Here is an 11,653-nt window from a genome sequence, read left to right on the forward strand (position 1 = left end):
CCGGGGGCCCGGCTTCCCCACCTCTGTGCGGGTCTGGGTGTGTTTGTTTGGCCCCCCCCGCCCCCCCCCACTACCGGTTGCCGACGAGCGCAGCAGCTGGTCGCACATGTGCCATCAGTCCTGCCCACATCCACCGCAGAATGCAAAGCCTGCACACACTTCACGGCTCAAGGCAGGAGTAGGCTTGAGGCTTTCCTGCCGGGAGGGGTTGTCCATGCGTGTGCGTGCCGTCGCTGTAGCCATTGCCCTTTGCCTGTCCAGCACAGTGCTGGCCGCCGAAACCCCGCCGATGACCCCGGACATCAGCGGCAAGCCCTTCGTTGCCCCTGATGTCGGTCGTGACTACGACAAGCGCGTGGTGATGGTGCCGATGCGCGATGGCACCAAGCTGTATACGGTGATCGTGGTGCCCAAGGGCGCGCGCAATGCCCCGATCCTGCTCACCCGCACGCCTTACGATGCTGCCGGCCGCGCCAGCCGCAGTGATTCGCCGCGCATGCGCGACCTGCTGCCGCAGGGCGACGAGGTATTTGTCGATGGCGGTTACATCCGCGTATTTCAGGACATCCGCGGCAAGTATGGCTCCGAGGGCGATTACGTGATGACCCGGCCGCTGCGCGGACCGTTGAACAACACCAAGGTGGACCACTCCACCGACGCCTGGGACACCATCGACTGGCTGGTGAAGAACGTGCCGGAGAGCAACGGCAAGGTCGGTATGCTCGGCTCGTCGTACGAGGGCTTCACCGTGGTGATGGCGCTGACCGACCCGCACCCGGCGCTGAAGGTGGCCGCGCCGCAGAGCCCGATGGTGGATGGCTGGATGGGCGACGACTGGCTCAACTACGGCGCGTTCCGCCAGGTCAATTTCAACTACTTCGCGATGCAGACCGAGAAGCGCGGCAAGGGCACGCCGCTGCCCAGCCTCGGCTACGATGACTACAGCACCTTCCTGCGTATCGGTTCGGCCGGCGACTACGCGCGTTTCACCGGCGTGGACCAGCTGACCTGGTGGAAGAAACTGGTGGAGCACCCGGCCTATGACGGCTTCTGGCAGGGCCAGGCGCTGGACGCGGTGATGGCGAAGACGCCATTGAAGGTGCCGACCATGTGGCTGCAGGGTCTGTGGGATCAGGAGGACATGTGGGGTGCCAACCACGCCTACCAGGCAATGGAAGGGCGCGACAGCGGCAACAACCGCAACTATCTGGTGATGGGGCCGTGGCGGCACAGCCAGGTGAACTACAGTGGCAGCGAGCTGGGCGCGCTGAAGTTCGATGGTGATACCGCGCTGCAGTTCCGCCGTGATGTGCTCAAGCCGTTCTTTGACCAGTACCTGGTGGACGGTGCGCCGAAGGCGGATACGCCGCCGGTGCTGATCTACAACACCGGCGAGAACCACTGGGATCGCCTGAAGGGTTGGCCTCGCAGCTGCGACAAGGGCTGTACCGCCAGCAGCAAGCCGCTGTACCTGCGGGCCGGCGGCAAGCTGGCGTTCCAGGCGCCGGCGGCGGGCGAGGGTGACTTCGAGGAATACGTGTCCGACCCGGCCAAGCCGGTGCCGTTCGTGCCGCGCCCGGTCCGTTTCGGTGACCGTGACATGTGGACCACCTGGCTGGTCAAGGATCAGCGTTTCGTTGATGGCCGCCCGGACGTGCTGACCTTCATCACCGAACCGCTGACCGCGCCGCTGCGCATCGGCGGCGCACCGGTGGTGCACCTGCAGGCGTCGACCAGCGGCACCGACAGCGACTGGGTGGTGAAGCTGATCGACGTGTATCCGGACCAGGAAGCGTCGACGCCGGAGATGGGCGGTTACGAGCTGCCGGTGTCGCTGGCGATCTTCCGTGGTCGCTATCGCGAGAGCTTCAGCGATCCGAAGCCGCTGGCCGCCAACGAGGTGCTGCCGTACCGCTTCGACCTGCCCAACGCCAACCACACCTTCCAGAAGGGGCACCGGGTGATGGTGCAGGTGCAGTCCAGTCTGTTCCCGCTGTATGACCGCAACCCGCAGACCTACGTGCCGAACGTCTACCTGGCCAAGCCCGGCGATTACCAGAAGGCCACGCAGCGGGTCTGGCACAGCGCGGCGCAGGCCAGTTACATCGATCTGCCGGTGTATTGAGGTTGATGAGGTGCGCCGGGTGCGCGATACCCGGCGGTGCGCGGTCGTGCCGGCCGCTGGCCGGCATCCGCGATGGCGTGAAGCAGAAGCTGCTATCCGACCTTTGAGGGTCCAGTGCGCCAGCGGCTGGGTACCAGTCCGAAACGCTTGCGGAATGCAGCCGCGAAGTTGCTGGGGTGGCGGTAACCACTGGCGGCCGCAGCCTGCTCGACAGTCCAGCCGTCTTCGCGCAGGCCCTGCTCGGCGTGGCGCATGCGTTGTTCGTGCAGGTAGTCGAACACCGAGCAGCCGTACTGCTGGGCGAAATGACGGCGCAGCGAGCTTGGGCTCATGCAGGCCAGCTGGGCCAGTTCGATCAGACTATGGGCGTGGCTGGGATCGTCATGCAGGTAGGCACGCACGCGCTCCAGGCGCTCGCGCTGGCCAGCCCGCAGCGTTCGTACATGGTCGGTCTGCAGATCCTCGGCCTTCAGCCCAACGGCCAGCAGCTGCAGTGCGACGCCTTCGCGCCACAACGCGTCGATGCCGTCCTCCCATGGGCTTTCGAACAGCTGGCCCAGCACCGGCAGCAGGGTATGCGGAATGGCCCAGTGGCGGCATTCCAGGTGGGTGTTGAGCGCGGTCTCCAACTGTGGCAGCTGGAACAGGTCCGGATCGATCTGGCCGGGCACCATCACGCTGACGCCGCGCATGCGCGTTTCGCCAGGATGCGCACCCGTCATCTCAACCTGTTCGCGGTGGTGCGCGGTCATCGCCGTACCAGCACGCAGGGTGAAACCACCACGTCGCGGAATGCGCACATCAACCTGGCCCTGCAGCATCACGCGGATGGCCAGGCCGGGACTCTGCTGGGCGGTGGCGACATAAGGGAAGCGATTATGGACGTCGGAGGCGATCAGGCTCATGCCGCCGCGCAGGAACTGCTCGTTGACCTCGCCATGGCCGGCCCACTGGTCGTCACGCAGGTGTTCGGGGTCGGCGCGGTAATCGAAGCCATGGCGGTGGCCGAAGCGGCGGTAATCAGCAAAAGTGAAATATCGGGACATCGCTCGGCACGTGCTTTGGAGGTGGACGCTGGCATTACCTCGCCCACGCGCTCTGCAATGCAGATGCAGATCCCGTCGTTACCCGTGCAGACATGCTGGGAAGCAGGGGCGTGGGCACGCTGGATGGTGGGGGAACACCAGGTTGAATGGAATGTGTCGAAGAAACTGGAAACGTTTCCCATTGTCGCCTTGATTCGCGCGCTTTTGATTTCAATATGGTCAAAACGATTGACGATTACGGCCAAAGTGAAAATGCCGCCGAACATACGCCAGCGTTTTGCATGCATATCCGTACGCAATTCCATACATCAACTTGAGTTGAGGTTTCATGGCTGGAACGATCACCCGTAGACGTGATGTCGGCCGGGCCATCACGAGCGGGCGCGTAGGGTGGGGCGGTTGGCCATTGCAGGTCACATCGATACCCCCACTGATGGAGAACGCAGATGATTGACTACCAGCTCACCGGCAAGACCGCGATCGTGACCGGCGGCGTGTCCGGTATCGGCCTGGCCGTGGCGCAGACGCTGGCCGCATCCGGTGCCCGTATTTCGGTCTGGGACCTGAAGCAGGATGCAGTCGATGCCACCGTGACGCAGCTGCGCAGTGCCGGTGCACAGGCCATCGGCATTGCGCTGGACGTTACAGACGACGCGGCCGTGGAGGCGGCGGTGCAGCGCACGATCAAGGAACTCGACGGCCTGCATGTGGCAGTCAACAACGCCGGTATCGGCGGGCCGGCCGCAAGCAGCGGTGACTATCCGATCGATGGCTGGCAGCGGGTAATCGACGTCAACCTCACCAGTGTGTTCCTGTGCCAGCGTGCGCAGATCCAGGCGATGCGCACGGCCGGAACCGGTGGCAGCATCATCAACATGGCCTCGATCCTGGGCCAGGTGGGCTATGCCGGTTCCACCGCGTACGTGGCGGCCAAGCACGGCGTGGTCGGGCTGACCCAGACCGCCGCCTGGGAGCATGCAGCCGACGGCATCCGTGTCAACGCGGTCGGCCCGGGCTTCATCAGCACGCCGCTGCTGGAGAAGATGGACCCGAAGGTGCGCGCCACGCTGGAAGGCCGCCACGCGTTGAAGCGGCTGGGCACGGCCGAGGAAGTGGCGGCGCTGGTTGCCTGGCTGGCCAGCGACGACGCCTCGTTCGCGACCGGCACATACTATGCGATCGATGGTGGTTATCTGGCGCAATGATCGAGTGCGTGAAGGTTACGCATGGCGATGGCCAGTAGATCCAGGCCATGCGTGGATGAGCGCATGCGGTGAAGCATGCGGTGAAGAGGGCGTGCCATCGTCTTCACCGCCATCCCACGGCTGCCGAGCAACGCTCCGGGAAACGCCCGGAGCCTGCCCATGGAACTCACCCAGGATGTCTCGATCCTGCTGCGCGTGGCCGCAGCAATGCTGTTCGGCGGCGTGCTCGGTGTCGAGCGCGAGATGGGCAAGCACGCTGCGGGCCTGCGCACCCACATGCTGATTGCCGGCGCTGCTGCGCTGATTGTTGGACTCGGCGATTCAGTGGCAGAGCATTTCCAGCAGGAGCGTTACCGCGACCTGCTGCAGGTCGACCCGGTGCGCCTGATCGAAGCCGTGGTCGCCTGCGTCGGCTTCGTTGCCGCCGGCACCATTCTGCGTGGGTCACGCGAGGATCAGGTCAGCGGCCTGACCACGGCCAGCTCGCTGATCATGGCGGCGGCCATCGGCATCGCCGTGGGCATAGGAAAGTACGTGATTGCCATCGGGGTGAGCGTGCTGTGCGTGCTGGTGCTGGCGGTGATGCGGCGGTTGGAGAAGCGGATTTCGTAGGGAATCTCGAATTGCCGGCAAGCGGCCGGCACTATCACGGGATCTAAATGGTCGGACCAATATGGCATCTAGCCCTATGGTCTAATAGGCGCTTCGTCGGAGCGGCGGTTAAATCCGCTGCAAGTGGTCTGATCGAAATCATTATTGGTAATACCAATAATCGACGACCATGGCGACCCACCGCCTGCGGTGGAGCACATCCCGCCCCAGTCGAGAGCCCTCATGCAGCCCTGGCAACACCTGTACGACCCCGCCGGCAACCTGTGGTTGTCCAGCCTGATCGCGCTGCTGCCGATCGCGTTCTTCTTCGTCGCCCTGGCCGTGCTGCGCATGAAGGGTTGGCTGGCCGGCACAATCACCGTGGCCATCGCGCTCGGCGTCGCCCTGCTGTTCTACCGCATGCCGCTGAGCCAGGCGCTGGGCGCGGCCGGTTTCGGCTTCGTCTACGGCCTGTGGCCGATCGCCTGGATCATCATCGGCGCGGTATTCCTCTACAAAGTCTCGGTCAAGACCGGGCAGTTCGACATCATCCGCGCCTCGATCCTGTCGGTCACCGAGGACCAGCGCCTGCAGATGCTGATGGTCGGCTTCGCCTTCGGTGCCTTCCTGGAGGGTGCAGCCGGTTTTGGTGCACCGGTGGCGATCACCGCGGCACTGCTGGTCGGGTTGGGCTTCAAACCGCTGTATGCCGCCGGCCTGTGCCTGATCGTCAACACCGCGCCGGTCGCCTTTGGTGCGATGGGCATTCCGATCATCGTGGCCGGGCAGGTCACCGGTCTGGATGCCTTCGAGATCGGCCAGATGGCTGGGCGCCAGCTGCCGTTCCTTACGATCATCGTGCTGTTCTGGATCATGGCGATCATGGATGGCTGGCGCGGCATCAAGGAAACCTGGCCGGCAGTGCTGGTGGCCGGTGGCTCGTTCGCCATCGCGCAGTATCTGACCTCCAACTTCATCGGCCCGGAGCTGCCGGACATCACCGCGTCGCTGGCCTCGCTGGTCTGCCTGACGCTGTTCCTGCGCCGCTGGAAGCCGGTGCGGATCTTCCGTTTCGACACCGAAACCAGCGCCGAGGCGGCCGCACAGGCACTGGAGGCGCCGCGCTACAGCGTCGGCCAGATCGCCAAGGCTTGGTCCCCGTTCCTGATCCTCACTGCGATGGTCACGCTGTGGAGCATCAAGCCGTTCAAGTCGCTGTTCGCGGCGGGCGGCCCGCTGGAAAGCTGGGTGCTGAAGATCCCGGTGCCGGGCCTGGACCAGATGGTGCAGAAGATGCCGCCGATCGTGGATGCACCGCTCAGCTACGAGGCGATCTACAAGTTCGACTGGTTCTCGGCCACCGGCACCTCGATCATCCTCGCCGCGGTGATCGCCATCATCGCGCTGCGCATGCCGGCCCGTTCGGCGCTGCAGACCTTCGGTGAGACCGTGCGTGAGCTGCGCATGCCGATCTACTCGATCGGCATGGTGCTGGCCTTCGCCTTCATTGCCAATTACTCGGGCCTTTCGGCGACGCTGGCGCTGGCATTGGCGCACACCGGCGATGCGTTCCCGTTCTTCTCGCCGTTCCTGGGCTGGCTGGGCGTGTTCCTGACCGGCTCGGATACTTCGTCCAATGCCTTGTTCTCGGCACTGCAGGCCACCACCGCGCAGCAGATCGGCGTGTCCGACGTGCTGCTGGTGGCGGCCAACACCACTGGCGGCGTGACCGGCAAGATGATCTCGCCGCAGTCGATCGCCATTGCCTGCGCGGCGGTCGGCCTGGCCGGCAAGGAATCGGACCTGTTCCGTTTCACGGTCAAGCACAGCCTGATCTTCACCACGATGGTCGGCCTGATCACCCTGGCCCAGGCTTACTGGCTGACCTGGATGATTCCCTGAGCCATGCACGGTCAGTCGACCACCCGCTGCGCGCTTCGGGCCACAATGACGCCATGAGCACGCAACGTATTTCGGACAAGGTGGCCGCGCAGCTGCGCGGCCTGGTGCAGGAACAGCGGCTGCAGCCGGGTGACCGGCTGCCGGCCGAACGCACCCTGGCGGTGCAGCTGGGGGTCTCGCGAACGGCGTTGCGCGAGGCCATCGCGCAGTTGGCCAGCCAGGGCCTGCTGACCGCACGGGTCGGTGGCGGCACCTACGTGGCCGAACCCGCGGCGCGCGCGCGGCAGGCGCTGGATGAACCGCTGGCGCCGTACCTGCCGCTGTTCCAGGGCGACCCGGAATACCGCTTCGACGTGCTGGAGATCCGCCACGCGCTGGAAGGTGCCACCGCCTGGCACGCCGCGCTGCGCGCCACCGATGAGGATCGTACGCGCATCGCGCAGGCCTTCCAGACCATGATGGACGCGCACGGCAAGGACGATCCCACCGGTGAAGCCGAGGCCGACGCGGCCTTCCACCTGTCCATCGCCGAGGCCTCGCACAACCTGGTGCTGCTGCAGGTGATGCGCGGCCTGTTCGACCTGCTGCAGACCAACATCTCGCAGAGCCGCGAAAAGCTCTACACCTCGGCGAGGACCTTCTCGCCGTTGTCCGACCAGCACCGCGAGATGATGGACGCGGTGCTGGCCGGCGACCCCGAACGCGCGCGCGCCGCCGCGCATGCCCACCTCGAGTTCGTGCACACCACGCTGCGCACCCTCGATGACAACGAAGCCCGGCGTGCGCGGGCCTCGCGTCTACCTTCCCCACACGGTTGACCCCATGATCATCTCCGCCTCCACCGATTACCGTGCCGCAGCGCAACGCCGGCTGCCGCCGTTCCTGTTCCACTACATCGATGGCGGCGCGTATGCCGAGCACACGCTGAAGCGCAACGTTTCCGACCTGTCCGACATCGCGCTGCGCCAGCGCATCCTGCGCAACATGTCCGACCTGAGCCTGGAAACTGAACTGTTCGGCGAAACGCTGGCGATGCCGGTGGCACTTGCGCCGGTCGGCCTGACCGGCATGTATGCCCGGCGCGGCGAGGTGCAGGCGGCGCGCGCGGCCGACAGCCGTGGCATCCCGTTCACCCTGTCCACCGTATCGGTGTGCCCGATCGAGGAAGTGGCACCGGCCATCCAGCGGCCGATGTGGTTCCAGCTGTATGTACTGCGCGACCGTGGTTTCATGCGCAACGCGCTGGAGCGGGCGCAGGCCGCGGGCGTGACCACCCTGGTGTTCACCGTGGATATGCCGGTGCCGGGTGCGCGCTACCGCGATGCCCACTCGGGCATGAGCGGCCCGAATGCCTCGCTGCGCCGCATCGGCCAGGCCATCACCCACCCGCACTGGGCGTGGGACGTGGGCCTGTTCGGCCGCCCGCATGATCTGGGCAACATCTCCACCTACCGCGGCAACCCGACCGGGCTGGAGGATTACATCGGTTGGTTGGGCAGCAACTTTGATCCCTCCATTTCGTGGAAGGACCTGGAGTGGATCCGCGAGTTCTGGAAGGGCCCAATGGTGATCAAGGGCATCCTCGACCCGGATGACGCACGTGATGCGGTCAAGTTCGGCGCCGATGGCATCGTGGTCTCCAACCACGGTGGCCGCCAGCTCGACGGCGTGCTGTCCACCGCGCGTGCATTGCCGGCGATTGCCGATGCGGTGCAGGGCGACCTGAAGATCCTCGCCGATTCCGGCATCCGCACCGGCCTGGACGTGGTGCGCATGCTGGCGTTGGGTGCCGATACCGTGCTGCTGGGCCGTGCCTTCGTCTATGCACTTGCAGCGCAGGGCGAGGCGGGCGTGGCCAACCTGCTGGACCTGATTGCCAAGGAAATGCGCGTGGCGATGACACTGACCGGTGCGCGCCGCATCGCTGACATCGGCCGCGATTCGCTGGTCAACCTGCCGTGAGTGGCCACGATGCCGTGCTGGCGCAGTTGCGCGATGCGGTCGGCAACCGCCATGTACTGACCGGCGACAAGGCCACCCGCCGTTTCCGCCGTGGCTACCGTTTCGGCGACGGCCCGGTGCTGGCGGTGGTGCGCCCGGGGACGCTGCTGGAGCTGTGGCGTGTGCTGCAGGCGGCGGTGCAGGGCGGGGCAGCGATCATCCTGCAGGCGGCCAACACCGGCCTGACCGGTGGCTCGACCCCGGATGGCAACGACTATGGGCGTCCGATCGTGCTGGTCAGCACGCTGCGCCTGACCGGCATCCAGCTGTTGAACGAGGGCCGCCAGGTGCTGTGCCTGCCTGGCGCGACGCTGGACCGCCTGGAGCAGACGCTGGCACCGCTCGGCCGCGAACCGCATTCGGTGATCGGCTCGTCCTGCATCGGTGCGTCGGTACTCGGTGGCATCTGCAACAACTCCGGCGGCGCGCTGGTGCGCCGTGGCCCGGCCTATACCGAACTGGCACTGTATGCGCAGGTCGATGCGCAGGGCCAGCTGCAGCTGGTCAACCATCTGGGCATCGCGCTGGGTGATACGCCCGAGCAGATCCTGCAGCGCCTGCAGGCCGGCGACTATGCTGCTGCCGACGTTGGGGACGGCGATGGCCGCGCCGCCTCCGATCCACGCTACGCCGAGGAAGTGCGCCGGGTCGATGCCGATACGCCGGCACGCTTCAATGCCGACCCCAGCCGCCACTTCGAGGCAGCGGGGTCTGCCGGCAAGCTGGCAGTATTCGCGGTGCGCCTGGATACCTTCGAGAAGGAGGCCGCCGAGGTCTTCTATATCGGCAGCAACCGCACCGACAGCCTCACCGCGATCCGGCGCCAGCTGCTGACCGGCTTCGAACGCTTGCCGATTGCCGGCGAATACATCCACCGCGATGCCTATGACATCGGCGAGCGCTACGGCAAGGACAGTTTCCTGCTGATCGACCGCCTCGGCACCGCCCGCGTGCCGGCCGCCTTCGCACTGAAGAGCCGCGTCGATGGCTGGTTCGAACGGTTGGGCCTGCGCGGGGTGACCGACCGGGTGATGCAGGTGCTGACCGGCCTGCTGCCCTCGCACCTGCCCAAGCGCATGGGCGAGTTCCGCCAGCGCTACGAGCATCATCTGCTGCTGAAGGTCTCCGCGCAGGACGCCGCGGAAACCGAGGCCTGGCTGCGCGGCTTCTTCGCCGACCATGAGGGCGGCTACTTCCACTGCACGGCCGATGAGGGGCGCAAGGCGTTCCTGCATCGCTTCGCTGTGGCCGGCGCCGCGGTGCGCTACCGCGAGGTACACCGCGACCAGGTGCAGGACATCGTCGCGCTGGACATCGCCCTGCGCCGCGATGATGCCGACTGGTTCGAGCAGCTGCCGGTCGATATCGATGGCCGCCTGCTGCACAAACTGTATTACGGGCACTTCCTGTGCCACGTGTTCCACCAGGACTACATCGCGCGCAAAGGCGAAGACCCGATGGCGATCGAGCATGCGATGTGGGCGTTGCTGGACCAGCGTGGCGCCGAGTATCCAGCCGAGCACAACGTCGGCCACCTGTACCCGGCCAAGCCGGCGCTGGCCGGGTTCTACAGGCAGCTGGATCCGAGCAATACGTTCAATCCGGGCATCGGCCAGACATCGAAGGCGAAAGGGTGGGGTGGCTGCGACTGTAGTGGGCATTGACGGATACAACGTGGCTTTACTGTAGAGCCGAGCCTATGCTCGGCTGCAATTCCCGACAGACAGCAGTCGAGCATGGCTCGACTCTACAAAGACGAAGTCGGGCATGGCTCGACTCTGCCCGGGCAACGGTTACCATCGGAATCCCAACCGCAGGAGCCGCCCATGCCCTCCATCGTTGCCCGCACGACCGTGTGCGTTGCACTGCTGGCCACCCCGATGCTGGCGCTGACGCAGGGCTCGATCCTGCCGCAGCAGTGTGACGCTGCGGGCAACGTGATGGAGCCGTTGGGGCAGGTGCTGATCGCCAGTGAGACGGGGCCGGTGGGGCTCTACGAGTGCACGCGGGACGGCAACTGGTGCGTGCGCGTGCAGCCGGTTGCCAAAGATGGTGACCGGCCGACCGTGCTGGAAGTACTTGAGAAGGAACCGGGCCAGGGCACGCCACACACCTACCACGTCAGCATCGACGTGCCGCAGGAAAGCGAGCTGTCGCTGTGGCCGTGGATCGTGCGGCTGGCACCTGGCGTGGGCAGCGATGAACCGGTGACCGACCCGCAGCAGCGCGCCCGCCAGAATGTGCTGGTGGGTGGCATCGTCACGTTCAGCGCCATTTACTCCGGTGGAGGTGCCGACGCGTCCACGCTGCAACTGGCACGCGTGCGCCACCTGCAGGACGACATCCAGGTGGACGACGACGTGTTGACCGTGCCATGGCTGGGCAATGCGATGATCCGCGCCTGTTTCAGCGAACAGGACATCAAGCAGCGCGCAGGTGCCTGCCATGACGAATACGGCTTCTCGGCGAAGCTGGCGCTGGATACGGTCGCCGAGGGCATGCCGGTGCTGCGCTACCAGACCGTGGCGACCCGGTTCCCGGCCGGTGTTTCGCGCTTCGAGGATTCGCTGGCCAAGGGGCCGTTGAAGAAGCAGGATCTGCGCACCGAGCAGGACCCGGCGTGCACCTACACGCGGCTGTTCCGCTTCAGCGATGGGGTATTCCACCCCGACCAGGCGCTGCCGGATTGTGCGGGGTATACCGAACCCTGAAATGTAGAGTCGGGGGCAGCGGGGGGAGAGGAGAGAGCCAAGCCCCCCGCAACACCCCCAACGGGGCGGGGA

At 65.8% G+C, this 11,653-nt stretch carries 10 protein-coding genes; 9 read left to right on the forward strand and 1 reads right to left on the reverse strand.

Features of this window, described 5'->3' with window-relative positions; genetic code table 11:
• Positions 1 to 214 precede the first annotated feature (214 nt).
• Positions 215 to 2,125: a CocE/NonD family hydrolase gene (locus tag ABE423_RS19345; RefSeq protein ID WP_285302999.1), complete on the forward strand. Its 1,911-nt coding sequence runs from the start codon at positions 215 to 217 to the stop codon at positions 2,123 to 2,125.
• Between the two features lie 92 nt (positions 2,126 to 2,217).
• Here the strand turns inward: ABE423_RS19345 and ABE423_RS19350 are convergent, their stop codons facing one another.
• The gene (locus ABE423_RS19350; protein ID WP_049398445.1) at positions 2,218 to 3,171 is read right to left on the reverse strand and encodes an AraC family transcriptional regulator; all 954 of its coding nucleotides are present in this window, start codon (positions 3,169 to 3,171) and stop codon (positions 2,218 to 2,220) included.
• A gap of 57 nt (positions 3,172 to 3,228) precedes the next feature.
• Between ABE423_RS19350 and ABE423_RS19355 the strand changes: the two genes are divergently transcribed.
• The 8 genes from ABE423_RS19355 (at position 3,229) to ABE423_RS19390 (ending at position 11,581) form a co-directional block, all read left to right on the forward strand.
• The gene (locus ABE423_RS19355) at positions 3,229 to 3,522 is read left to right on the forward strand and encodes a hypothetical protein (RefSeq protein ID WP_125894599.1); all 294 of its coding nucleotides are present in this window, start codon (positions 3,229 to 3,231) and stop codon (positions 3,520 to 3,522) included.
• A 95-nt stretch (positions 3,523 to 3,617) separates the two neighbouring features.
• Entirely contained in the window at positions 3,618 to 4,376 is a 759-nt protein-coding gene (locus tag ABE423_RS19360; RefSeq protein ID WP_049398446.1) for an SDR family NAD(P)-dependent oxidoreductase, read from the forward strand.
• A 159-nt stretch (positions 4,377 to 4,535) separates the two neighbouring features.
• A complete protein-coding gene (locus ABE423_RS19365) occupies positions 4,536 to 4,988 on the forward strand; it encodes an MgtC/SapB family protein (RefSeq protein ID WP_005410036.1) in 453 nt (150 codons plus the stop codon).
• Positions 4,989 to 5,210: 222 nt separating this feature from the next.
• Positions 5,211 to 6,869 carry an L-lactate permease gene (lldP, locus tag ABE423_RS19370; protein WP_121503536.1) on the forward strand — a complete coding sequence of 553 codons (1,659 nt, stop codon included), beginning with the start codon at positions 5,211 to 5,213 and terminating at the stop codon, positions 6,867 to 6,869.
• Positions 6,870 to 6,922: 53 nt separating this feature from the next.
• A complete protein-coding gene (gene lldR, locus ABE423_RS19375; protein WP_049398449.1) occupies positions 6,923 to 7,687 on the forward strand; it encodes a transcriptional regulator LldR in 765 nt (254 codons plus the stop codon).
• 4 nt (positions 7,688 to 7,691) lie between these two features.
• Entirely contained in the window at positions 7,692 to 8,831 is a 1,140-nt protein-coding gene (lldD, locus tag ABE423_RS19380; protein WP_110712678.1) for an FMN-dependent L-lactate dehydrogenase LldD, read from the forward strand.
• Positions 8,828 to 10,534, forward strand: a complete 1,707-nt coding sequence (dld, locus tag ABE423_RS19385; RefSeq protein WP_346487211.1) for a D-lactate dehydrogenase — start codon at positions 8,828 to 8,830, stop codon at positions 10,532 to 10,534. The genes lldD and dld overlap by 4 nt, the downstream gene beginning before the upstream one ends.
• Before the next feature lie 162 nt (positions 10,535 to 10,696).
• Positions 10,697 to 11,581, forward strand: a complete 885-nt coding sequence (locus tag ABE423_RS19390; RefSeq protein WP_346487213.1) for a hypothetical protein — start codon at positions 10,697 to 10,699, stop codon at positions 11,579 to 11,581.
• Positions 11,582 to 11,653 lie beyond the last annotated feature (72 nt).

This window comes from Stenotrophomonas sp. TWI1409, assembly GCF_039673015.1.
GTDB classification, from domain to species: Bacteria; Pseudomonadota; Gammaproteobacteria; order Xanthomonadales; family Xanthomonadaceae; genus Stenotrophomonas; species Stenotrophomonas maltophilia_A.

Excerpts from the sequence above, each read along its gene's own strand:
- ABE423_RS19390 (WP_346487213.1), top strand. The coding sequence starts at position 10,697 with ATGCCCTCCATCGTTGCCCGCACGACCGTGTGCGTTGCACTGCTGGCC.
- lldD (WP_110712678.1), top strand. The coding sequence starts at position 7,692 with ATGATCATCTCCGCCTCCACCGATTACCGTGCCGCAGCGCAACGCCGG.
- ABE423_RS19360 (WP_049398446.1), top strand. The coding sequence starts at position 3,618 with ATGATTGACTACCAGCTCACCGGCAAGACCGCGATCGTGACCGGCGGC.
- ABE423_RS19345 (WP_285302999.1), top strand. The coding sequence starts at position 215 with ATGCGTGTGCGTGCCGTCGCTGTAGCCATTGCCCTTTGCCTGTCCAGC.
- lldP (WP_121503536.1), top strand. The coding sequence starts at position 5,211 with ATGCAGCCCTGGCAACACCTGTACGACCCCGCCGGCAACCTGTGGTTG.
- ABE423_RS19365 (WP_005410036.1), top strand. The coding sequence starts at position 4,536 with ATGGAACTCACCCAGGATGTCTCGATCCTGCTGCGCGTGGCCGCAGCA.
- ABE423_RS19355 (WP_125894599.1), top strand. The coding sequence starts at position 3,229 with ATGCAGATGCAGATCCCGTCGTTACCCGTGCAGACATGCTGGGAAGCA.
- ABE423_RS19350 (WP_049398445.1), bottom strand. The coding sequence starts at position 3,171 with ATGTCCCGATATTTCACTTTTGCTGATTACCGCCGCTTCGGCCACCGC.
- lldR (WP_049398449.1), top strand. The coding sequence starts at position 6,923 with ATGAGCACGCAACGTATTTCGGACAAGGTGGCCGCGCAGCTGCGCGGC.